This window comes from Rhodococcus sp. KB6 (assembly GCF_001445685.1).
GTDB classification, from domain to species: domain Bacteria; phylum Actinomycetota; class Actinomycetes; order Mycobacteriales; family Mycobacteriaceae; genus Rhodococcus_F; species Rhodococcus_F qingshengii.
Genome location: NZ_LNAK01000134.1, coordinates 762,680 through 789,324 on the forward strand (window position 1 = coordinate 762,680; position 26,645 = coordinate 789,324).

The following is a 26,645-nucleotide window of genomic DNA, read 5'->3' on the forward strand; positions in this document are numbered from 1 at the left end:
TGTGTTTCACTCATACCCATGTCGAACCTGGTTCAGACACCCCACTGAGCGATAACTTCTCGCAATCGTACAGCTATGGTTGCCGCCGGACCCGGTTCGATCATCTGGTTGTGTTCGCAATCGACTACGGTGACTCGGATGTCCCCTTCTACAAACCTTCGCCATTCGGCGACATCGTGTCCGTTCTCCGTAGATCTTCCGGCTACGAAGAACTCGATGGCTCCAACGTGGACAGGCGGTTGGTGCCGATTCGTCAATTCGACGGAGTGGGAGTAACCGCGACTGATCCCCGCCAGATGCTCCGCTTCGATTCCGATTCCGGCACCCAGGGTCTGCTCCAGCAATTCCGCCGCTTCTTCGAAGGTCTCGACCGTCTTGGATCCCGCCGGCATCGCGAGCCCGGCCAGTAGTTCGGAGACCGAGAGTTCTGCGGGCTGATCGGAATCCGACGACGGATAGCTGTCGAGTATCGACAGAGTCACGTCACGTCCGCTCCGAGTGAGGCTGTGTGCCACGGCGTGTGCGATCACGCCGCCGAGCGACCAGCCGGCCAGATGGATCGGGCCGGTCGATGCCACGGCTGCAATGCGATTCGCGTAGTCGTCGGCGAGTTCGGTCAGCGAGTCGAAGCTGGGCCCGCCGCTCAGGGACGGTAGCTGAAGACCGTAGACGGGTTGATCCAGCTCGAGATGCTTGACGAATTCTGCGTAACCCCAGGACAATCCGATACCCGGATGGACGAAGAACAGTGGTGCACGATCGGATCCGGCGCGCAGCGTGATCATCGGGGCGAGAAGATCCGACGAATCGTCCGGCGAGTGTGCGTCCATTCCGTCGGCAGCCCGGGCGACTCCGGCAGGTGTCGGGTCCAGGAAAAGCGATTGCAACGGCACTCGCATCCCGAGACGCTTCTCGAGTTCGATGGTGATGCGAGTGGCCACGATCGACGTTCCGCCCAGTTCGAAGAAGTCGTCGTCGACGCCGATGTGCTCGTGCCCGAGCACGGTCTCGAAGATGTCGACGACCGTTCGTTCGGTGTTGTTTGTCGGCGGTGCGTACGGGACCGTGCGTCGCTCGAAGCTCGGGGTCGGCAGTGCCTTGCGGTCCAGCTTGCCGACCGGTGTCACCGGAATGCGGTCGACGACGACGATCGCGCCGGGAACCATGTGCGCGGGCAGGCGAGAAGACAGATGGCGGCGAAGCTCCCAGTCGTCGACGATCTGTCCTTCCACGGGCTGGATGTAGGAGGCGATCATCGTCTCCCCCGACGGCGCTTCGTGCCCGAGTGTGGCGGCGAAGTAGACGGATGGGTGTGCCATCAGGACAGAGTCGATTTCGCCGAGCTCGATGCGGAATCCGCGGACTTTGATCTGGAAGTCGCTGCGGCCCAGGTATTCGAGGGTGCTGTCGGAGCGCCAGCGCACCAGGTCGCCCGTGCGGTACATCCGCTGGCCTGGTTCGCCGAACGGATCGGCGACAAATCGGTCGGCGGTGAGGTCGGGACGATTGTGGTATCCGCGGGCGAGTCCGGGGCCGGTCACGTACAGCTCCCCGATGACTCCCACCGGCACGGGCTTGAGGTGCCCGTCGAGGACCAGTCCGGCGAAGCCGATGGCCGGTCGTCCGATGTTGATGTCCTTGCCCGGCCGCATGGGTTCACTGACGCTGGCCTGGATGGTGGATTCGGTGGGTCCGTATCCGTTGAACATGCGACGGTCGCGGCCCCAGATGTCCACGAGTTCGGGTGGGCAGGCTTCGCCGCCGACTGCGAGTACGCGGAGTTCGGGTAGCGCGGAGCTTTCGATCGAGCTGAGCGCGGTCGGAGTGATGAACGCGTGTGAGACGTGTTCGTCGGCAAAGATTTCGGCCAACTCGGATCCGCCGAAGACCGTCGGTGGGATGACGACCAGGCACGCTCCGCTGCCGAACGCCATCATGAGTTCGAAGACCGAGGCGTCGAAGCTCGGTGATGCCAGGTGAGAGATCCGCGAATAGGGCTGGACGTTGAATCTCTGATGTTCCTCCGCATTGAGGTTTGACAACCCGAGGTGGGTGACGATGACGCCCTTCGGCTTCCCGGTTGAACCCGAGGTGTAGATCAGGTACGCGGGATGCCCGTGATGCAAGGGGATCGTGCGGTCGCGATCGGTGATCGCGGCTGCGCTCTGGGCGTCGATCTCGTCGACGGTCTCGGCTTCATCGAGGACCATCCACTCGACCGTGTCGGGAAGTTGACTGCGGTGAGCGTCGTCGGTGATGCCGAGTACGGCCCGCGAATCGTCGAGCATGTGGTTGATGCGATCGTCGGGATAGTTCGGGTCGACCGGCAAGAATGCTGCACCGGTTTTCGTGACCGCCCAGATCGCGACGATCTCCGCGGTGGACCGCGGCAGACCCAGCGCCACAAAATCTTCGGGACCGACGCCGCGCCGACACAGCGCGCGCGCCAGCTTCGTCGATTCCTCGTCGAGCTCGCGGTAGGTCATCGACCTCTCGCGACTCGAGAGGGCTGGGGCATCCGGGTTCGAGGCGACTGCTTCGGCGAGGATCTCCGGCCACACCCGCGCTCGAGTCGCGGCGGCACCGGATGCCGGCACCAGGGCAGCTGTTTCGTCGGCGCCGAGGATGCCGATGTCGGCGATACGTGTTGCGGGTTCGCGTCCGACAGCGTCCAGGATCAGGCGCAGTCGGTCGGCAAACCGACGAATGGTGGCGGGTTCGAAGAGATCGGTTGCGAAGTCGAAGGCTGCGGACATCCCAGCCGGGATGCCGAACTCGTCGAATTTCTCGTCGACGATCAGCTCCAGGTCCTCCTTCGCGAATTTGGTTTCCACGGTCAGTCCGTCGATGTCGAGGCCGGGTAGGTGGAAATGTGCGGGTTCGTTGTTCTGAAGTTCGAGGGCGACCTGGAACAACGGTGAGTACGACGTGGATCTGGTTGGGTTGATGACGTCGACGAGCCGTTCGAATGGCAGGTCCGAGTTCTGGAATGCGGCCAGGTCGATTTCCCGGACGTGCTCCAACAGGTCGGCAAACGTGATGTCGGGATCGACGCTGGTTCGCAGGACCAGTGTGTTGACGAACATTCCGACGAGATGGTCGAGCGCTGCCTGACCTCGGCCGGCGATCGGTGTGCCGATGGTGACTTCGTCGGCGCCCGACAACTTGGACATCAGCACTGCGAGCGCGCCGTGCAGCGCCATGAACATCGTGACACCGTTTGCCCTGGTGAGGTCCGCGAGGGCGCGGTGGGTGTTCGCGTCGATGTCGAAGGTGAATCGGTCACCGTGGAAGGTCTGTTGCACGGGTCGCGGGTGGTCGGCGGGCAGTGCGATGACGTCGTCGAGTCCGGCGAGTTGCTCACTCCAGTAGTGCAATTGGCGACTGATGACGGATTCCGGGTCGTCTTCCGATCCGAGGACGCGATGCTGCCACAACGTGAAGTCTGCGTACTGCACCTCGAGTGGCGCCCACGTGGGCTCGGTCCCTGCCGTACGCGCCAGATAGGCCGTCATCACGTCGCGTGCGAGCGGCGCCATCGACGATCCGTCGGCGCAGATGTGATGGACCACGACAAACAGAATGTGAACGGGTTCAGCGGTGTCGAGTCGGAACAGTGCCACGCGCAGCGGCAGGTCCACCGACACGTCGAAGCCGGTCGTGGCGAGTCGTTGCATGCGCTCCGCGAGCTCGTCCTCCCCCAACGTCATTTCACGGACCGGCGGTACTGCCTCGTCGACGGTGAGCACTTGCTGAATCGGATCGCCGCCGACGGCGGGGAACACCGTCCGCAGTGTTTCGTGCCGCTCGACGACGTCGGCGATGGCCTGTTGCATGGCCGTGACGTCGAGGTCACCGGTAAGGCGAACAGCTAGTGGGATGTTGTACGCGGCTGAGCGTGTGTCGAATTGGTTCAGGAACCACATGCGCTTCTGCGCCAACGAGAGCGGGACGCTGCCACTGCGCTCCATGGGAGTGAGCGGCACAGCGCCGACGGCAGTGACAGCGCTGGAGAGCCGTTCGGCGAGCTGAGCCGTCGTCGGTGCCTCGAACAGCACGCGCACCCCGACGTCGATGTTCAGTGCGGAGTTGAGCCGCGAGACCACGCGAGTGGCGATCAGCGAGTTGCCGCCGAGCTCGAAGAAATTGTCGTCGACGCCGACCCGTTCGACGCCGAGTACGTCGATGAACGCATCGGCGATCCGACGTTCGAGGCTGGTGCCGGGCGCCCGGAATTCCACACCGGTTCCGGTGAACTCCGGCGTCGGCAACGCTTTTCGATCGAGCTTGCCGACCGCGGTGCGCGGTAGCTCGTCGACGATCATGATGCTGGCCGGAACCATGTGCGAGGGAACACGTCCGGCGAGGTGCGCGGTGATCTCTGCCCCGGTCAGCGTCGATCCTTCCTCGACGGTGAGGTAGGACGCGAGAACTGTGGCGCCGGCCGGTCCGTCGACGCCGAGTGTCACGCAATTCGTGACACTCGCCATTGCGGTGATCTGGGCGTCGACCTCGCCGAGCTCGATGCGGAATCCGCGAATCTTGACCTGGAAGTCGCTGCGCCCGACGTATTCGATGGTGTGATCGCTTCGCCAGGAGACGATGTCGCCCGTGCGGTACATCCGGTCGCCTGGCTTGCCGAAGGGGTCGGCGACAAATCGCTCGCTGGTCAGGCCGGGACGCCGGTGGTATCCGCGAGCCAGGCCGATGCCGGCGATGTACAGCTCACCGGGAGCTCCGACGGGTACGGGTTGCAGGCGCGAATCGAGGATCATCTCGTGCACGCCGCGGATCGGTCCACCGATCGTGATGGGTGCGCCCACTGTCATGGGTTCGCTGATGTCTGCCATGACGGTTGTCTCGGTCGGGCCGTAGGCGTTGACGAATTCTCGTCCGGGAGCCCAGAGGCCGACGAGATGCGGCGGTAGTGTCTCTCCCCCGACGACGACGTGCCGGAACTCGTCCAGGCCGGCCGGGTCGACGGTGGCGAGCGCTGCCGTGGTGACGAACGCGTGAGTGACGTGTTCGCGGCGGATGAGACTTGCCAGTTCGGCGCCGCCGTAGATGTCGGTCGGGACGATCACCATGGTGGCTCCGACACCGAATGCCTGCAGGTACTCGAAGACGGCTCCGTCGAAGCTGGGGGTGGCGAAGTGCAGGGTTCGAGAGTGGTGATCTGCGTGGAATCGACGCTGCTGGTCGAGTGCGAAGCTGTCGAGTCCGGTGTGGGTGACGACAACTCCCTTGGGTCGGCCGGTGGATCCCGAGGTGTAGACCACGTAGGCGGCGTTGTCCATGACCACCGGTGCACGCCGTTCGTCCTGGGTGATCGGCAGCGTGCAACTGGTGGCGACGTCGTCGTCGAATGCCTCTTCTCCGAGCACCAACCAGGACACGATGGGTGGAAGTGTGTCGATGGCGTCGACGACGGTCAACCCGAACAACACCTCGGAGTCGCTGAGCATGTGTTCGATTCGGTCAGCCGGATAGGTGGGGTCGACGGGGACGAACGCTGCGCCGGTCTTGGCCACCGCCCACACCGCGAGTACGGATTCGACGGACCTTTCGATGCCGATGGCAACCGACGTCTCGGGCCCGGCGCCGCGGCGAATCATGGCTCTGGCCAACTGGTTCGAGCGCCGGTCCAGTTCGGCGTAGGTCATGGAACGGCTGCCGGCCGAGAGCGCGATGCGGTCGGGATAGGTGGCAGAGACGTCGGCGAGAATCTCTGGGAGCGTTCGCGCGGAGCGCCCCGGGGAGCCGAAGACCGGCGCAAGATCACGGCTCTCGAACTCCGTGAGAACCTGCAGACGGGCCAGCGGCTGATCCGGTGCCGAGGCGAGTTGCCCGAGGACGATGCCCACGCGCTCGGTGATCTTGGCGACTTCGCGGGCGGAGAAGTGCGTCGGCAAGTACTCCATCTTCAGATTCAGCGTGTCACTTTCGGACGCCACCACGGCAATCGGATAGTGCGCCGAGTCGCGTCCGTCGATGCCGAGAACGTGCATTCCCGCGATGTCGGTTTCGGCGGTCAGGGCTGTCTCGTCGACGGGATACGACTCGAATACCGTCAGGGTGTCGAAGGAACCGGCGGCGCCGACTGCTCCGGCGATGTCCGACAGTCCGATGTGGTGGTGGTCGAGCAATGACGCTTGCTCGGATTGGATGCGAATGGCCAGTTCGGCGAGGGTTTCTCGGGCGTCGAGGCGGACTCGGACAGGCACCGTGTTGATGAACAGGCCGACTATCGATTCCACGCCGGGCACCTGTGGTGGGCGTCCTGAGACCGTTCCGCCGAAGACGACGTCGTCGCGTCCGAGAAGTTCGGCGAGCACGATTCCCCATGCCACCTGTACCAGGGTCGCCATGGTCAGACCGCGGCTTCGCGCGAACGCCCGAAGAGTCTCGGCTCGTTCGGTCGGCAGCGAGTACGAGTGGATTTCACTTGCCACGGTTTCGGCGGCGGTGTCTGCCCTCGAGAGGTGGGTGGACGTGTCGACGCCCCGTAGCGCTTCTTGCCACGCCCGTAGCGAAGTCTCGGGTTCTTGCTTCGAGATCCAGGAGAGATAGTCGCGATACGACTGAACTCGGGGCAGAATCTCGGGGTCACCGTCGGTTGCGTAGAGAGTGAGCAGGTCTCGAAGCAACAGCGGGGTGGACCAGCCGTCGAGCAGGATGTGGTGGTTCGTCACGACGAGGCGTGCTGTGTCCGGTCCGATTCGCACGAGCATGAAGCGGATCAACGGGGCTGTTTCCATGTCGAAACGATGAGCGCGATCGCGTTCGAGCAGCTGACCGAACGCGACTTCGCTGTCTTCGGCTCCGGACAGGTCGATCTCGGCCCAGCCGATGTCGACACCGGAACGGATCACCTGCAGTGCCCGCCCTCCCGGTGCGGAGACAAATCCCGCGCGCAGGCTCGGATGACGATCAACCAAGGCCTGCGCGGCGCGGCGCAGGCGCGGCGCCTCCACCCGACCCCCGAGCTCGAGGGTCAGTTGCACCATGTACGGGTCGATTTCGGTTTCGTCGAACTGGGCGTGGAAGAGCATGCCCGACTGCAGAGGTGACAGTGACCAGATGTCGGTCAGGTCGGGGAATCTGCGCTCGAGCTGTTCGATGCTCTGTTGATCCGCGGTGACGAGATCGAGATCGGTGGGCGTGAGCTCGCGCTCGGAGTGTTCCTCCACGTATTCACTCAGTGCGCCCAGTGCTCGGGCCCAGAGCTCCGCCAGTTCGGTGACTTCGGCCTCGCTGAGAATGCCGCGGGGGAAGGACCACGTAGCGCGCAGAATCGGACCGTGTGCGGTATCGGTCGTGACGGCGTTGATGTCGAGCACCGACGCGGCGGCCAATTCGCCGCTGTGCGCTTCGTCGAGGGTCACTTCCGAGATCGGCAGCCACGGCACTTCGCCGTGCTCGGGATCCGAGCCGGCAAATCGTCCGAGGTAGTTGAACGAGATCTGCGGCGTGGGCAGCTCACGAAGTTCCTCGTTTCGATCGAGGTACTTCAGGATGCCGAACCCGATTCCGTTGTCGGGCAGGCCGAGCAGCGTTTCCTTGACGAGTTTCACGGCGGAGGCGGCGGTTGATCCCCCGGCCAGTGCATCGACGACATCGAGTCCGGTGAGATCGATCCGGACGGGGAACAAGGTGGTGAACCAACCGACCGTGCGCGAGAGGTCGGCGCCCGGTACGGCGTTCTCCTCGCGGCCGTGCCCTTCGAGGTTGACGAGCACGTCCCCGCTGCGCTGTCCGCGCGATCGACGCCAGGCGGTGACGGCAATCGCGAGAGCAGCGAGCAGCCCGTCGTTCACCGAGCCTCCGAAATGCTGAGGCACCGTCGAGATGACGTTCTCGGTCACGGAGGTCGGAACGTCGACGCTGACGCGGTCGACGGTGGCTCCGACATCGACGGCTGGGTCGAGCCCGCGTGCCCCGAGCAATGGCTCGTCGGTCCGCATTCTCGACCACAGGTCGATCTCGTCGCGTCGCTGCGCAGCGGTCTCGGCGAGCGCTGTCGCCCAGCGACGTATCGACGTTCCACCCGGCGGAAGTATCGGTGTTTCTCCGTCGAACGCCGAGGCATAAGCAGTGACCAGGCCCGGGACGAGCATGCGCCAGGACACACCGTCGACCGCGAGGTGATGAAGGACCAGGAGCAACCGTCCGGCTTCGGCCCGGTTGCCGTTCGAGCTGACGGGATCCAACCAGACTGCGCTGATCATCTTCCCGTGCTCGGGATCGAGGCGGCTGGATGCGTCCTGCATCGCGGTTTCCGCAGCGGCGACGAATTCTTCGCCGCTGGTGGACACGATGGGGGTTCGGCGCAGGATGTCGGGGGCGGTGATGCTCCCTGGCTCGCGGATCTCGAGTTGGTGAGTCGCGGCGTCCAGGCGCGCCCGCAGCACGTCGTGACGATCGAGGATCGTTTGCAATGCTCGTTCCAGCGCGGGGCCGGAGACATCCGCGGGCAGTGCGATCAGCGCACTCTGGCTGTAACTGCGGATCGTGCTCAGGTCACCGCGACTGCGTTCGACGAGCCACTCCATGATCGGCGTGAGCGGTAGCGGGCCGGCTCCCCCGCCGGGTAGCTCCGTGAGAACCGGTGCCGTTTCCGATGATTCGATGAGGAGCACCTTGGTGAGGCCGGCCACGGTCTTCGCTTCGAAGACGTCCCGCGGAGTGAAGACGAGGCCTGCGGACTTCGCCCGTGAGACGAGTTGGATCGACATGATCGAATCGCCGCCGAGACCGAAGAAGGAATCGTCCACTCCGATACTGCCCCGACCCAGCACCTCCGCGAAGAGGTCCGCGAGGACCGCTTCGGTAGCGGTGGCCGGCGCCCGCGTCGCCTCGGTTGTTCCCGTGACGGTGAAGTCCGGAGCCGGGAGGCTGCGTCGGTCGAGCTTTCCGTTGACCGTCAGTGGAAGCGATTCGAGGACGACGATCGCGGTGGGCACCATGTACTCCGCGAGTTCGGCGGCGACGAAGTCGGTCACCGTCGCTGAATCGACGGTACTGCCTGTTTCGGCGACCACGTACCCGACGATCCGCGGTGACGCTCCCTCCGTTCGAACAAGTGCTACCGAGGCAGCGACGCCGGGGCAGCGGAGCATTGCGGCTTCGATCTCTCCGAGTTCGATGCGGAAACCACGCACCTTCACCTGGAAATCACTGCGGCCCACGTACTCCAACTGCCCCGCGTCGTTCCACCTCGCCAGGTCCCCGCTCCGATACATTCGATCCCCCGAACTACCGAATGGATCGGGAAGGAACCGCACCGAAGTCAATGCGGGTTTCCCGAGGTATCCCCGAGTCACCTGATCACCGGCGACGTACATTTCGCCGACGACACCTGGTGGTACCAAGTTCAGTCGCCGATCGAGTACGTAGACGGACAATCCCGGTACTGCTCGCCCGATGATGCTCGCCGACGCGTGCTCGCTGTCGTTGCGGTCGAGTGCGATTCGACTGACGTGCACTGTCGTCTCGGTGATCCCGTACATGTTGACCAACGTCGGAGCCGTGTCGGCCCGCCTGTCGTACCACTTGCGCAACTGCCCGAGGTCGAGCGCTTCGCCACCGAAGACGACGTAACGCAGTGCAAGGTCGGGACCGGTGCCGTTCGGTGAGTACGCACGGTCGGCTTCGGCGAGTTGGTAGAAGGCGGTGGGCGTTTGGTTCAGGACCGTCACTCGCTCACGGCGGAGCAGTTCGTGGAACATGTCCGGTGATCTGGTCGTGTAGTAGTCGACGACGACCAGTCGGCCGCCGTGTAGCAGCGGCCCCCACAACTCCCAGACGGAGAAGTCGAATGCGTACGAGTGGAACATCGTCCACACGTCCGTGTCGTCGAACCCGAACGTCGGGGCGGTGTTGTCCATCAGAGTCAGGACGTTTCGGTGGCTGACCTGGACACCTTTGGGGCGCCCTGTGGATCCGGACGTGTAGATGATGTACGCGATCGCGTCGGGCAGAAGTGGTGTCGTCCGGTCCGCGTCGGTGATGCGATGGGGCGCGGAGTGATCGAGGCGTACCGCGATCTCCGGCGATCCGAGTTCGACGACGTCTATGCCGGATTCGATGATCTCCGAAGGTAGGTCGCTTCGGAAGTCTCCGGTCGTGACCAGGCATACCGGCCGCGCGTCGTCGAAGAGGAACCGCATGCGCTCGGCCGGGTAGGTGATGTCGACCGGCAGGTATGCCGCTCCGGTTTTGATGACGGCGACGAGGGCGAGCACGAGATCGGTGGTTCTGGGCATTGCAACGGCAACCACGGATTCCGGACCGATACCGCGGCCGATCAGGAGTCGGGCCAGGCGGTTAGCGCGCCCGTCCAGTTCGGCGTACGTCATGGCGCCGTCGCTGTCGTTGACCGCGGTCGACGACGGATGTGCTGCAACAGCCTCGAAGAATCGGTCCGCGATGTTGTCCGCTGGAGCCGGTTCGGCGTGAGTGTTCCACTCGGTCAGCATCTGTCGACGCTCGTCGGCGCTCACGACGTCGATGTCACCGGTAGGAGTTGACGGCTCTCGGGAGACCGCCTCGAGGATGGTGAGCAGTCTGCGTGAGAACGAATCGATCAAGTCACCGTCGAACAGGTCTGTGGCGTAGATGAATTCGGCGTCGATGCCATCCGTTCCGCCATCCGCGTCGTAACGCTCGGTGACCGAGAGTTGCAGATCGAACTTGGCGACGGGTAGGTCGAACTCGACTCCCGAGACCGACAGCCCCGGCAATTCGAGTTGTGGGAGTGCATTGTTGCGGAACTCGATGAGGATCTGGAACAACGGAGTGTGCGAAGTCGAGCGTTCCGGGTCGAGTGCGTCGACCAACCTTTCGAAGGGCAAATCGGTGTGCTGGAACGCGCCGAGGTCGCCTTCGCGAACCTGGGCGAGGACGTCCTCGAACGACGCGTCGGGCGTGATCTGTGTTCGCAGCACGAGAGTGTTGACGAACATACCGACCAGGTGATCGAGTTCGGCCTCGCCGCGGCCGGCGACGGGTGTCCCGATGGCGATGTCCTCGGTACCGGCCAGGCGCGCCGCAAGTACCGCCAGTGCTGCGTGCATGAGCATGAACATGGTGGTGCCGTGCTCACGTGCCAGGTCGGTCAGCGCCCGATGGGTCTGCGGCGATACCGCGAACCGGTGGACCGAGCCGACCATGGACGGCTTTGCCGGACGTGGGAACGACGTCGGCAACGCGATCGGCTCGCCCAGTCCCGCGAGTCGGTCCTTCCAGTAATCGAGCTGACGGGTCAGAGCCGAGTCCGGATCTTCCTCGGAGCCGAGCACTTCGTGCTGCCACACAGCGAAGTCGCCGTACTGCACGGCCAGTTCCGACCAGTTCGGCGCACTGCCGGCACTGCGGGCCGCGTAAGCCGCTGCCACGTCCGCTGCGAGGGGGTTCATCGAGAACCCGTCGGCGACGATGTGGTGGACGACGATCACGAGTACGTGCCTGCGCTCGTCCCCGTCGACGCGCAGGACCGCGCAGCGGATCGGAACTTCGGCCGAGGCGTCGAAGCCTGCCGAGGCCAGCTCGAGGATTCGATCGGACACTCTGGCAGCAGTGACGATTTCCGGCTCCAGGATCGGCATGACCTCGTCGCTGGACATCACCTGCTGAACCGGCTGTCCGTCGATCGAGGGGAACTTCGTCCGCAAGCTCTCGTGGCGCCCCAGTACGTCCGCTACCGCGGCCTGCAATGCGGCGAAGTCCAGATCGCCGTCGAGGCGCACTGCCAGGGGAACGTTGTAGGCGGGGGACGTCACGTCGAACTGGTTGAGGAACCACATCCGCTTCTGTGCCAGTGATACGGGCAGTGGGTCCGGGCGGGATCGCCGAGTCAACGGTGGTCTGGGGTTCTCGCCGCGGCCGACGCTCTCCGCCAGACGAGACAGCTGCCGAACTGTCGGAGACTCGAACAATCCTCGAACGCCGATGTCGGTGCCGAGAAGTGCGTTGACGCGGGCGATGACGCGGGTCGCGGTCAGTGAGTTTCCGCCGACGTCGAAGAAGTGAGTGTCGATACCGATCGGAGACACTCCGAGCACGTCCTCGAAAACGCCCACCACCAGCCGTTCCAACTCGGTGGCCGGTGCAGTGAGTGTCTCGGCATCGGTGTCGAAACGAGGCGCCGGGAGAGCAGCCCGATCGACCTTGCCGACGCCGGTCAGCGGTAGTTCGTCGAGCACGACGACGCTTGCGGGCACCATGTGTGCCGGCAGTAGCTCCCGTGCCGCCGCCCGGATGTCCTCGGCGCTCACCCGGCGTTCGTCGTCGCAGACGACATATGCCGCCAAGGCCTGCTCGTCGGAGGGTCCGCGCACCGCCAACGTGACCGCGTACTCCACGCCGGGCAGCTGACCCAACGCCGTGTCGACCTCGCCGAGTTCGATACGGAAGCCGCGGATCTTGACCTGGAAGTCGCTGCGTCCGAGGTACTCGATGGTGCGGTCGCTGCGCCAGCGCACCACGTCGCCCGTGCGGTACATCCGCTCCCCCGGCTCGCCGTACGGGTTGGCGACAAATCGTTCGCTCGTCAGTGGTGAGCGCCCGTGATAGCCGCGCGCGAGTCCGACTCCGGCGACATACAGTTCGCCGGGAACTCCGACGGACACCGGTTGAAGTCTGCGATCGAGGACGACCTCGCTGAATCCGCGGTTCGGCGGTCCGAGATAGACCTTCTCGCCGGCCGGGATGGGGTCGCTGAGGTTGCAGGAGATGGTGGTTTCGGTGGGTCCGTAGACGTTGACGAACGATCTTCCCGGCGCCCAGGTGCGCACCAGGTCCGCCGAGGGCGCCTCGCCGCCCACCGTGATGGTGGTCAGTTCGTCGATTCCCTCGGGATCCACCGACGTCAGCGCTGCAGGCGTGATGAACGCGTGGGTGACATGTCCCTCGCGGAGAACGTCGGCCAGTTCGGTTCCTCCGTAGACGGTGGTGGGAGCTACGACCAGTTCGCCGCCGACGGCGAAGGCGAGCAGGTACTCGAGAACGGAGGCGTCGAAGCTCGGAGAGGCGAAATGCAGTGCGCGTGAATTCTCGGTGAGACCGTAGCGATGACGCTGTTCGTCGGCGAAGTTCTCGAGACCGGTGTGCGTGACGACGACGCCCTTGGGTCGGCCGGTCGAGCCCGAGGTGTAGATGAGGTAGGCAGTGTTCTCCAACCGCGGGGTTCCTCGACGCTCGTCCTCGCGTAGCGGCGCCGCGGATACTCCGGAGAGCCGAGCGCTGCTCGTCGGGTCGTCGAGTTCGAGCCACTTCGTCACACCGCCGTCGCCGGGTCTGTGGGCAGCCGTGGTCAATCCGAGCGAGGATGCCGAGTCCTCGAGCATGAACGAGATCCGGTCACTCGGGTAGCGAGGATCGATCGGCACGAAGGCGGCGCCGGTCTTGGTGATCGCCCAGACCGCTGCGACGGATTCGAAGGAGCGTTCCACACAGATCGCCACCCGTGAGTCCGGGCCGGCGCCTTCCGAGATGAGCACGCGCGCCCACTGGTTCGACGCCTCGTCCAGCTCTCGATAGGTCATCTTTCTCTCACCACAGGACAGTGCGACCCGTTCGGGGAATCTGCTCGCGGTGTCCGAAAAGATGCGATCGAGTGTCCTGACCGAGCGGCCCTGCCGGCCGCGCGCGGGAACCAATTGCTGCACTTGCGAATCCGGCATCAGGCGCAGTTTCGCCAGCGGGAGATCCGGTTGCGCGGTGATCAGCTCGAGGGTGCGGAGCAGCCGGTCGGCGATCGCGTCGATGTCGTGATCGCCCAGGACTCCCGGGAAATACTCGAATTTGAGCCGCAGTCGCCCGTCTGCCGCAGAGGCAACGATCGCGAGTGGATAGTGCGCGGCATCCTCGGCGTCGTGGACGTCGAGAACGTGCATTCCGGCTATGTCGGTGCCGGAGGAGAGTCCACCGCGGTCGACGGGATACGACTCGAACACAGTCAGCGTGTCGAACGATGCAGCGGACCCCACAGCCGAAGTGATGTGCGAAAGCCCGACATGATGGTGATCGGACAACCGCGCCTGTTCCGCTTGGACGCGAACGCACAGCGCCGCCAGGGACTCTCTTGGATCGAGGCGAACTCGGACGGGGACGGTGTTGATGAACAAACCCACCATCGACTCGACGCCGGACACCTGGGGTGGTCGGCCGGAGACGGTTCCACCGAAGACGACGTCGTCGCGGCCGAGGAGTTCGGCGAGCACGATTCCCCAGGCCACCTGGATCAAGGAGGCTGTCGTCAGGCCACGGGAGCGGACGAATCCACGCAGAAGTTCCGTCTCACGTTCTCCGAGCGCTGTGGTCGTCGAGCGTGAGGTAGCGCCGTCCTCGTCGACGGCGTGAGTTCCGGTGAGCAGCGTCGGGTCGTCGAGTCCGCGGAGTGCTTGGCCCCAGGCTTCGATCGACACGCTGTCGTCGCGAGTGCTGATCCAGCTCAGATAGTCCCGGTAGGGGTGTACGCGTGGGATGGCACTGTGATCACTGTCGGTCGCGTAGAGCGTCAGTAGGTCGCGGACCAGCAGCGGCATCGACCATCCGTCGAGGAGGATGTGGTGGTTGGTCAGGATCAACCGATACGCGTCGTCACCGGTTCGCAGAAGCAGGAACCGCAGCAGGGGCGGAGTGGCCATGTCGAAGCCGCGGACCCGATCCGCATGGAGAAGCTCGCGTATCTCGGTCGCCTGTTCGGTGGGGGCCAACGGAGAGATGTCGATCTCGGTCCACGGCACGTCAACGTCTGCGTTGATCACCTGCACCGATCGTCCACCGGTGTCGGTCGTGAACGCCGCGCGTAGGTTCTCGTGTCTGTCGAGCAGTGCCTGTGCGGCGCGGTGCAACCGGGACGCGTCGACGCCGTCGAGTTCGAGTGCGAGTTGGACGGTGTACGCGTCCACAGTGTGTTCGGCGTAGCGGGCGTGGAAGAGCAGTCCGGATTGCAGCGGTGAGAGGGACCAGACGTCGGTCAGTGTCGGGAACTCGCGCTCGAGGTGGTCGATGGACTCCTGGTCCAGTTCGATCAGATCGATGTCGGACGGGGTGAGTCCCCCGCGTTCGCTGTGTTCGGCATAGGTGGCCAGCGCGCGCAACGCCTGCACCCAGAGGTCGGCGATGGCGCGAGCATCGCGCTCTGCCAGCACGCCGGTGGGATAGGCGATAGTGGCACCGATGTGCGGTGCGCCCGAGATCTCGGTGGTGACGACGTTGACGTCCAGGACCGAACCCACTGGCATCTCGGACCGCGCTGCCGCTTCCAGATCGACGTCCCGGGCCAGTGCCCAGTCCCCCAGTGACTCTCCTGCTTCGGTGCCGGAGAAACGGCCCAGATAGTTGAACGAGATCTGCGGTTGGCGGAGGTCTTCGAGTTCCGCTCGACCCACCTCGTCGAGGTAACGCAGAACTCCGTAGCCGATGCCGCTGTCCGGAACACCCAAGAGTTCTTCCTTGACACGCTTGAGCACCACCGCTGCCTCTGGGGCGCTGCTCATCACTTCCGCGATGTCGATGCCGGCGAGGTCGATCCGCATCGGGAAGACGCTGGTGAACCAGCCGACCGTGTGCAGGACGTCCGCACCGGGCACCACGTGAGCTTCGCGTCCGTGGCCCTCCATCGAGATGAGTACGTTGTCGGTTCGTATGCCCTGTGCCTGCCTCCACTGCGTCAGTGCCAGTGCGAGAGCAGCAACGAGACCGTCGTTGACTGATCCACCGAAAAGCGCCGGAAGCGTGGTCAGGACTGTGTCGGACAGTTCGACGGGTACGTCGGCGACAACTCGGCCGACCGAATCGAACGTGTCGAGCCGCGGGTCCAGCGGCCGGGTTCCGATCAGCGGGTCGGCACCTTCGAGTATCGAACGCCACCGGGGCAATTCGACTCTTCGATCGGGCGCGATGTCGCGGAGCGCATGCGACCAACGACGAACCGACGTGCCCGAGTACGACGGCTCCGGTTCCTCGCCTGCATCGATGCGGTGGAAAGCCGACGCAAGTTCCGGCACGAGGACGCGCCAGGAGACACCGTCGACGGCGAGGTGGTGGATCACCAGGAGCAGCCGGCCGGTGTTGCGCACGCCGGACAACCAGACGACCCGCACCATCACGCCCCGGCCGGGGTCGAGTTCTCGACGCGCAACGCCCAGTGCGTCGACGATCGCCGCGTCGAACACCGCGGTGCCCGGCTCGGCCTCTACCTCGATCACCCGGCAAATATTCTCGGCTGCAACAGATCCCGGCTCGCCGACAACAAGCCTGCGCTCGCCGTCGAGCTCGAGGCGTGCGCGAAGGATGTCGTGACGATCGAGAACAACTTGAAGAGCCGCGGTCAACTGCTCCACACTGCGAAGCCCGTGCGGCGCGTTGAGAAGAGTCGCTTGGGAGAACGAATCGAGACCTCGGAGATCGGAGCCGAGCCGGTCGAGCCACCACTGAGCCACCGGCATCAACGGCACGTGGCCCACGCCGTCTCCGGGAAGTTCCTCGAGCACCTCGGGTTCGTCGTCCTTGGTCGATGCCAGCAAAACCGCAAGACCGGCGACCGATTTCACCTCGAAGACGTCACGCGGGGTGAAGACGAGCCCGGCATCGCGGGCACGGGCGACGAGCTGAATCGACATGATCGAATCGCCGCCCATCGAGAAGAACGAGTCGTCGACGCCCACCGATTCGACACCGAGGACATCGACGAACAAGGCGGCCAGCGTGCGTTCGGTATCGGATTCGGCGGCCCGCGAGCGTGCCTGGGTTGCTCGCAAGTCGGGAACCGGCAGGGCTCGGCGGTCGAGCTTTCCGTTGGCAGTCATCGGCAGTTCGTCGAGAACGACCACGACCGCAGGAACCATGTACGGGGCCAGAGCCGAGCCCGCGAACGCGATGACGGCCTCGGGATCCACAGTCTGAGCGTCGTTGGCAGGCACGACGTATCCGACGATCCGTGCGGCGCCTCCGTCACGTTCGAGCGTGGTCACCACGGAATGTGCAACGCCGGGATAGCGAGCCAGAACTGCCTCGATCTCGCCGAGTTCGATGCGGAATCCGCGAATCTTGACCTGGAAATCGCCTCGACCCTGGTACTCGAGTTCTCCGTTCTTGTTCCACCTGGCGAGGTCGCCGGTTCGGTACATCCGTGTGCCCGCACTGCCCGCGGGATTGGGCACGAATCGTTCGGCGGTCGTGCCGGCGCGGTTTCGGTAACCGCGGGCGAGTCCGTCGCCGCTGACGTACAGCTCTCCCGTCACTCCGACCGGGACGCGGTGCAGGCGATTGTCGAGGACCCACGCGGTGATGCCGGTCGACGGGCGACCGATCGTCACTCGATCGGTCGGGGACATCGGCTCGGTGATGCTGGCGACGACCGTCGATTCGGTTGGTCCGTAGGCATTGATCATGATCCGGTGATCGCTGACCCAGGCGGCGACGAGGTCCGGTGGGCAGACGTCGCCGCCGGTTCCGATGCACACCAGCTCGTTCAGTCCGCTCGGATCGACCGTGGCCAGTGCGGCTGGTGTGATGAAGGCGTGCGTGACGTGCTGGTCGGCGATCAGACTCGTCAGTTCGGTTCCGCCGATGATGCTCGGTGGGGCGATGACCATCGTGGCCCCGGCACCAACAGCCATCAGGAGTTCGAGAATCGAGGCGTCGAAGCTCGGTGAGCTGAAATGCAGCGTGCGCGAGGTCGACTCGACGCGGAAGCGGCTGCGTTCCTGCTCGGCGAGTGCCGAAAGCCCACGGTGAGTGACCATGACGCCTTTGGGGACGCCGGTGGAACCGGAGGTGTAGATGACATAGGCCGGGTTGTCCAGGGACACCGCAGCCAGCAGCTCCGAGGCATCTATCCGCTGATCACCGATCTGTTCGAGGGTTGCGAGTGTCTTTGCCTGATCGAGCAGAACGGCGTCTGCCTCGTCGGGGACGACACCCACATGCTCGGCGGTGGTGAGAACGACGCCCGCTCCCGAGTCGTTGATCATGTGGTGCACGCGGTCGACGGGATACGCCGGGTCGACGGGTACGAATGCAGCGCCGGACCGGGCAACCGCCCAGATCGCGACCACGGATTCCAGTGAGCGTGGTAATGCCAGGGCGACAACGGATTCCGGACCGACCCCGCGGCTGATCAACAGTCGTGCAAGCCGGTTGGCGCGGCGGTCCAGATCGGAGTAGGTCAGATGGCGGTCGCCGAAAATCAGTGCAGTCCTCTGCGGTTCGTCGACGTACTTCCGCTCGAGCAACGTCGAGAAGTGAACCTGCTCGGGAAGTTCCGGTGCGACGGCGCGAATCGTGTCGAGATCACTCACGAGATCGATGTCGCCGACCGGCGTGTGCGGTGATTCGGTGACAGCACCGAGAATCCGAACCAGGTATCGAGCGAAACCTTCGACGGTCGACTCGTCGAACAGGGCGCTGGCGTAGGTGAACCCGGCCTCGATTCCGGCCGGCCGGCCGTCGTCGTCGAAGGTCTCGGCAAGCGTGAGTTGCAGATCGAAATTCGAGACGGCGGATTCGAGTTCGAGGACCTCGACGTCCAAATCCGTCAGACGAACTGCTGGCCGAGTGGTGTTCTTGAACTCCAGCATCACCTGGAACAACGGTGAATGCGACGTCGACCGCTCCGGAGCCAGCGCATCGACGACGCGCTCGAAGGGGACGTCTGCGTGAGCGAAGGCGTCGAGGTCGGTGCTGCGAACTCTGGCCAACAGATCGGTGAACGAGGCGGCGGGGTCGACGTCGGCGCGCAGGACCAACGTGCCGACGAACATGCCGACCATCGGATCCAGCAGGGCATTTCCGCGCCCGGCGATCGGTGAGCCGATCGTGATGTCTTCCATGCCGGACAATCTCGCCACGAGCACTGCGTATGCGGCGTGTACCGCCATGAACATACTGCTTCGGTGTTCGATCGCGGTTTCGCTCAGACGGCGGTGGATGCCGGCATCGATGTCGAATCGAACGACGCCGCCCGAGAGATCCTGCACACGCGGACGCGGTCGATCTGCGGGGAGCGCAAGAAGTTCGGGAACACTCGCCAGTTGACGTGTCCAGTACTCGAGCTGACCGGCAAGAGTGCTGTCCGCTTCGTCGATCCGACCGAGAGCCCTTTCCTGCCAGATGGCGAAGTCCGCGTACTGGACCGGAAGAGGAGACCAGTCGGGCGCCTCACCTCGATGCCTTGCCGAGTACGCGCTCATCACGTCGAACGCCAACGGTGCCATCGAGAATCCGTCGGCGCAGATGTGATGGACGACCACGGTCAGGACGTGATCTTCTTCGTCGACCTCGATCAGTTCGGCCCTGATCGGTGGAGCCTGCGTGACGTCGAAGCCCCTCGAGGTGAGACGTTCGATCTCCCCGAGTACCGCTTCGGCGTTTGCGGCGACAACCGGCAGCGCGCCCAACGTTTCACCGGGTTCGACGATCACCTGCGCCGGCACTCCCTCGATCATGGGAAACAGCGTGCGCAGCGATTCGTGGCGAGTAAGCACGTCGGTGATCGCGCCCTCCAACACGGCAACGTCCAACCGGCCTCTCAGCCTGATCGCTATGGCGACGTTGTACGCCGCGGACGTGACGTCGAATTGATTGACGAACCACATGCGCTTTTGTGCCAGCGACAGCGGGATCGTCTGTGGCCGCGGCAATGCCTCGAGCGGAAGGACTGCCGCTCCCCCTCGAGCCGTGGCGCACTCGACCGCCAACTGCGCAACGGTCGGCGCGTCGAACAACTCTCTGATCGACAAGTTCAACGACAGCGAATCGTTCACGCGCGCCACAGCGCGTGCAGCGACGAGGCTGTTTCCGCCGATCTCGAAGAAGTTGTCGTGAACACCGACTGCCCCGGATTCGAGAAGTTCCTCGAAGATCGCCGCCAACTGCGCTTCGAGCGGTGTTCGCGGCGCCAGATACGTCTGCGAGCTGTCGAAGCTGGGCGCGGGCAGAGCCTTCCGATCAAGCTTGCCGGTCGAACCGAGAGGGAACACGTCGAGGGCGATGACCACAGCGGGAACCATGTAGGCCGGAAGGAGACCTCTCAACTCGGTGCGTAGGCCGTCCGTGTCGATCGAGGTGCCGGTCTCGGCGATGACGTAGCCGACCAAACTGTCACCGACCACGTCGTCGTGATGGACGAGAGCAGCAGCTTGCGCGACACCGGGCAGCCTGAGCAACGCTGCTTCGACCTCGGCGAGTTCGATGCGCTGGCCGCGGATCTTGACCTGGAAATCGCGTCGACCGACATAGTCGAGCAGCCCGTCGGCGCGCCACCGGACGACATCACCGGTTCGGTACATCCGGGTGCCCGAAGGGCCGTACGGATCGGCCACGAACCTGTCGGCGGTGAGATCGCTGCGCCCGAGGTATCCACGCGCCAGTTGCACTCCCGCCAGGTACAGCTCGCCGTGAACGCCGACCGGAACCGGATGCAGCCGCCCGTCGAGGACATAGAGCTGGGTGTTCCACACGGGCGCACCGATGGGAACGGTGACGGTCATGTCGGGGGTGAATTCGGCGGCGCTGACGTCGACGGCAGCCTCCGTGGGTCCGTACAGGTTGAACAGTCCCGCAGAACTCAGACGGGTGAACGCCTCCGCAGTGGTAGGCGCGAGGGCTTCACCGCTGCAGAACACCTGACGCAGGCTCGCACACTGCCCGGCAGTCGCGGCAGCGACGAATTCCGCGAGCATCGACGGAACGAAGTGCGCCGTCGTGACGCCTCTGTCGGCAATCAACGCCGACAGGTACCCGGGATCACGGTGCCCGTCCGGTTCCGCGATCACCAACTGCGCGCCGGTCTGCAGGGGCCAGAACAGTTCCCACACCGAGACGTCGAAGGTCACCGGGGTCTTGTGCAGCACCACGTCCGACGCGTGAAGGGGGTACGTGTCCTGCATCCACAGCAGGCGATTGACGATCGAACGGTGTGATACTGCAACACCTTTCGGTCGACCCGTCGATCCGGACGTGAAGATCACGTAAGCAGCATTGTCCGGGCGCAGGGGTCCGAGCCGATCAGCGTCGGTGATCGGCGCCGTCGTGGACACCTGACGATCGAGATCGACGTCCACGATCGGGACTCGCGCGGGAAGAGCGCCGTGGTCCTGGGGCCGGCTCAGCACGCAGATCGGTTCCGCGATGTCGAAGACGTACGCGATGCGCTCGGCGGGATGATCGGGATCCACCGGGACGTATGCCGCACCGGCACGGATCACGGCGTGGACCGCGACGAGTAGTTCCGGTGACCGTCGAATCGACACCGCGACGCGCATGTCCGGGCCGACCCCGCGGGCGATGAGGGTTCTGGCAAGTTCACCGACCCTCGCGTCGAACTCCGCATAGGTCAGTGTCCGCTCGCCGTAGACCAGCGCGGCCCCCTCGGGTGTCCGGGCTGCCTGCTCCGCCACCAGGTCCGAGAGGGTGGTGATCGGTACGGCGTGTTCGGTGGCATTCCAACGCTCGAGGACCAGTTCCGCCTCGCCCGGAGCTGTGAGATCGACGTCGCCGACGACGGATTCCGGGTAGGCAGCTACCGCGTCGAGGAGCATCGTGAAGCGATCAGCGAGGCCGGACATGGTGTCCGAGTCGAAAAGCTGGCTGGCGTAGTTCAACTGGCCGTCGAGATGGTCGCCGCGGTCGGTGAGAATGACCTGAAGATCGAACTTTGCCGCGCCCGTCGACAGTTCGTCGACCGTGACCTCGAGCTCGGGCAAAGTGACCTCGGTGGGAGCGGCGCCCTGCATCACCAGCATCACCTGGAACAGCGGCGCCTGGTTGTCTGCGAGGGATTCGACGAGTACGTCGTACGGCACTTCGGTGTGCTGCAAGGCCGCCACGTCGACGTCGCGGACGCGGGTGAGAACTTCACCGAAGGTGAGTCCCCCCTCGAGAACCGTCCTCAGCACCACCGTGTTGACGAACATTCCGACGACGTCGTCGAGAGCGCGCTCGCTCCGCCCGGCCACCGGAGTGCCGATCGTGATGTCGTTCGCTCCGGATTCTCGGCTGAGCAGGACGGCCAGCGCGGCGTGGATCACCATGAACACGCTGACATCGCTGCGCGCCGCGATCTCGCCGACCCGGCGGTACGTCGCGGAGTCGATCCGGAAATCGAGATCGTCACCGCGCAGCGAGACACCCGCAGGGCGCGGATGATCCATCGGCAGTTCCGCGAGCTCACCGCGTTCGGTGAGCGTGTGCGACCAGAACCGCAACTGCTCGGCAAGAATCGAATCCGGGTCGGACGCTTCACCGAGCGCTCCGCGTTGCCACTCGCTGAAATCGCCGTACTGCACTTCGAGTGGCAGCCACGCCGGCACGCGTCCGCTCGCCCGCGAGGCGTACGCCACCATCACGTCACGAGCCAGCGGCGCCATCGACAGGCCGTCTGCTGCAATGTGGTGCACGACGAGGACCAAGGTGTGCTCGCGTTCGTTCACCTCGAGCAGAGTCGCGCGGATCGGCACCGATTCGCTGACGTCGAATCCCTCTCGCGCGAGCTCACTCGCCCGCGCCGAGGTCGCTGCGGCAGGCACCGTTTCCACCTCGAGATGATCGAACATCTCGTCCACACCGAGAACGTGCTGGACGGGGCCACGCGCACTCTCGGGGAAAACGGTCCGCAAGATCTCGTGTCGAACGATGACGTCCCGCAGCGCGGTGAACAGTGCATCGACGTCGAGATCGCCGGTCATCGAAACCGCGATCGGAATGTTGTACGCCGGCGAACTCGGATCGAGTTGATTGGTCAGCCACATTCGTTGCTGCGCCAGAGATACCGGTATCCGGTCAGGGCGATCGATACGCGTCAGTGCCGGGGCACGTGTGTTCCGCGAGTCCGCGAGGTCGGCACGTGCTGCCAGAGCGGAGACGGTCGGCGCCTCGAAGAGGTCGAGAACGCTCAGCGTCGTTCCGAGAGCTCCGTTGACCCGCGACACGACGCGGGTCGCGATCAACGAGTCACCGCCGAGGTCGAAGAAACTGTCGTCTGCTCCCGCCCGGGTGATACCGAGCAGATCGCAGAACACCGCCGAAATTCGCTTCTCGGTCGAGGTCTCGGGGGCACGGTATTCCGCCGACCCGCCCACAGAATCGATGTCCGGTAACGCTTTCCTGTCGATCTTTCCTGCCGGAGTCAACGGAATGGAGTCGAGGACGACGATCCGCGCGGGAACCATGTGGGCTGCCAACGAAGATCTCGCGTGGGCGACCAGCTCGGAGTTGTCGATGTGTGTGCCCGCAGCCGCCGTGACGTACGCCGCCAACAGTGTTTCCCCACTCGGGCCCGCAACTCCGGCGGTGACTGCCTGTGCGACGCTCGGGTGGCGGCGCAGCACGTCGTCGATCTCGCCGAGCTCGACGCGGAAACCGCGGATCTTGATCTGGAAGTCGCTCCGGCCGAGGTACTCCAGCTCACCCTCGCCGTTCCACCGCGCGAGGTCACCCGTGCGGTACATGCGCTCTCCCGCAACACCGTTGGGGTCGGCAACAAATCGTTCGGCCGTAATCGTGGCACGCGCGTGGTACCCGCGCGCCAAACCGACACCGCTCACATAGAGCTCGCCGGCGACACCGATCGGCACCGGTTGAAGCCGCGAGTCCAGGAGGACGGTTGCGGCTCCGCGCATCGGCTTCCCGATGGTGACGGGAACATCGCTGCTCAGCGGTCCGGTCAGAGTGGCGACGACGGTGGTTTCGGTCGGTCCGTACGCGTTGAACATCGAGCGTCCGTGTGACCACTGATCCACCAGCGCGGGTGAGCATGCGTCGCCGCCGGTCACGACCACTCGTAGATCCGGTAGGCCGGCGGGATCGACTGTTGCCAGCGCGGCCGGGGTGACGAAAGCGTGGGTGACCCGTCCGATACGCATCACCTGTGCCAGTTCGTCGCCGCCGTACACGGTGGGCGGCGCGATCACCATCGTTGCCGCGCCCCCGAAGGCAAGGAGGAGTTCGAGGACCGAAGCGTCGAAGCTCGGCGAAGAGAAATGCAGGGTGCGGTCTCCAGGTTCGACTCCGAACCTGACTCGTTCTTCGTCGGCGAAGCTGCTCAGCCCGCGGTGACTGACCACGACGCCTTTGGGGACACCTGTGGAGCCGGACGTGTAGATGAGGTATGCCGGATCGTCGTAGCTCAGGCGCGTACGCCGCTCGGCGTCGTCGACCGGTGCATCGGAATGGTGCGAGGTGTCCAGTTCGTCGAGGAGCAGCCAATCCACCGAATCGGCGAGCCCGCCGTGGTGCTCCCCCACACTGATTCCGACTACAGCTCCCGAATCGGTGAGCATGTGCCGAACACGATCCTCGGGGTAGTGCGGATCGATCGGGAGGAAGGCACCGCCGGTCTTGGCCACCGCCCACGTCGCGGTCACCGATTCGAGAGACCTCGACAGCGCAAGGGCGACATAGGTGCCGGGGCCGACTCCCCTGTTGATCAGTTCACGGGCGAGTGTGTTCGACTCGGCGTCGAGATCCCGGTAGCTCACCTCACGATCACCGAAAACGAGCGCTGGGGCATCGGGGTTCACAGCCGAGGCCCGGCGGAGAATATCGGGGAGGGTCAACGGGGAGGACGCGGTCGCTCCCCGCGCCGGTACCAGGGACTCACGCTCGAAGTCGTCGAGGAGATCGAGGTCTCCGACCGGCGTTCGCGGGGCTGCTGCTGCGCCTGCAAGGATCCGCACCAGTCGCGAGAGGAAGGCTCGGACCGTGGATTCGGCGTAGTGCTGCGTGGAGTACGCAACCTCGAGGGCGCCGGTATCTGCGTGGACGTCGATCGCCACGTCGAGGCCGGCAATCGTGGTCTCCTGCGAGCCGTCGTTGAGGTGGACGTGCAACTCGGGCAGTGCGGGGACACCTGCCGCCGATCGAATCGACAACGTATCGCGTTCTCGAGCAAGAGAACTCACGAACTCGTCGAACGGTGCCGCCGGATCGACCTCGCAGCGCAGGGGCAAAGTTCCCCACTCGGTCCTCGTTCCGATCAGCACGTCCCGGCGCTCGGTCGATCTCGACAGCAACGAAGCAAATGCGGCATGGACAACGGCAAAGAGGGAGACGCCTTCCGTGCGCGCAAGTTCGGCGACCGCGGGATCGAGTGGGACGCTCAGCCGATTCGTACCGGTGGGCTCCGATTCGGCGTCGATTCGCTCGAGGCCCAGTGTCTCGAGGTCCAGTGTGGAGCCCTCGTCGGAGTCCCCCAGGTATCTCGCCCAGAACCGCTCGAGTTCCCTGCGCTGTGCACTGCGCGCCCCTACCTCGGCACTTGCCGGATGAATCCGGTTCATCGGCGTACCGGCCGGTGCTGCTGTCAGTTCTGCGACCAACTCGGTGAACGCCCGGTGGTGCTCGGCCAGTTCGTCGTGTCCGTAGCGATTGGGGTTTCCGCGAAAGTCGATCAACGTCTGCGCCGGATCGCCGCTCTGGTACACGTTGACCAGCAGATCCTCGACCGGACCCGACGTGACGATGTGATACTCACCGGTCAGTGGCCCGAGGGTTATCTCCTGCCGGAAGAGCATCACATTCATCATCGGGCCGGACAGACGCGCGTCGCCGACGGTCAGACCGGCATCACGCCGGATGTCCTCGAGGCTGCATCGCTGATGACGAAGCGCACCGAGAAGTTCGAGTTGCACGCGCCCGACCAGATCGTCGACACTTTCGTCCGGGTTTACGTGGATGTGTAGCGGCGCGACGTTGACCAGCATTCCGCCGGACCGCTGCAGCGGTGCCGTCGTCCTCGCGGAAACCGGCAGGTTGATCAGCACGTCGTCGTAGCCGGTACTGCGGGACAGGTAGCACGCCAGTGCCGAAATCAACACTGCGGCCGGAGTTGCACCGGAACGTGAATTCCACTCGTCCAAGGCAGCAAGGCTGTTCGTCGACATCGCGGCACTGACAAGTTCACTGCGTGCAGTCGGGGGTCCCTCACGGGTGGCCAACGTCGAACCGTGTTCGACGCCCGACACACGCTGGGCCCAGTACTCGCGGTCGGCTTCGAATCGACTCGATTCGCGGTACTTCTGGTCGAGCTCGGACAGCGTCGTGACGTCGAGCGCCTTGTTCACCGCAGGCTCTCGACCTTCGACGGCTGCGGTGTAGATCGCCGCAATCCGATTGACGATCGTCATACCGCTGTATCCGTCGAGAGCGACGTGATGAATCCTGGTGTACCACAGGTAATCCCGATCACCAGTTTGAAGAATTGTCATCTCGACGAGACGATCGCGAGTCAGATCGAGCGTCGTCGCGTAATCGTTGTCCATCCACTCCGAGGCAGCCTGCCGAGGGTTCTCACGCTCGCGGAAGTCGAAGTAGTCGATGCCCGGGTCGATCGTGAAGTCCACGATCTGGCAGGGCTCCCCATCCGGGTACATCAACCGTAGAAACGGTGATTCGAACTCGTGGGCAGCCTCCACCGCGGCGCGACTGAGCAGTTGCATGTCCAAATCGCCGTGGAACTCGATGTACTGCGCGATGAAGTACGGGACCGTCGGGTGAAGTTGCTGCGCAAACCACATGCTGCGCTGCACCGCTGACAGGGGGAACGCTCCTGCCGGCAGGCTTCGCGATCCGGTGAGCGGGTCGATCCTCTTGTCGGTATCCATCACGACCACCCCCACACAGCGTTGTGACGATCAGCG

The 26,645-nt window shown here is 64.6% G+C and carries 1 protein-coding gene; it reads right to left on the reverse strand.

The window, feature by feature from the left end; translation table 11 throughout:
- Positions 1 to 32: 32 nt before the first annotated feature.
- Positions 33 to 26,609 carry a non-ribosomal peptide synthetase gene (locus tag ASU23_RS23475; protein WP_058038858.1) on the reverse strand — a complete coding sequence of 8,859 codons (26,577 nt, stop codon included), beginning with the start codon at positions 26,607 to 26,609 and terminating at the stop codon, positions 33 to 35.
- Positions 26,610 to 26,645: the final 36 nt, after the last annotated feature.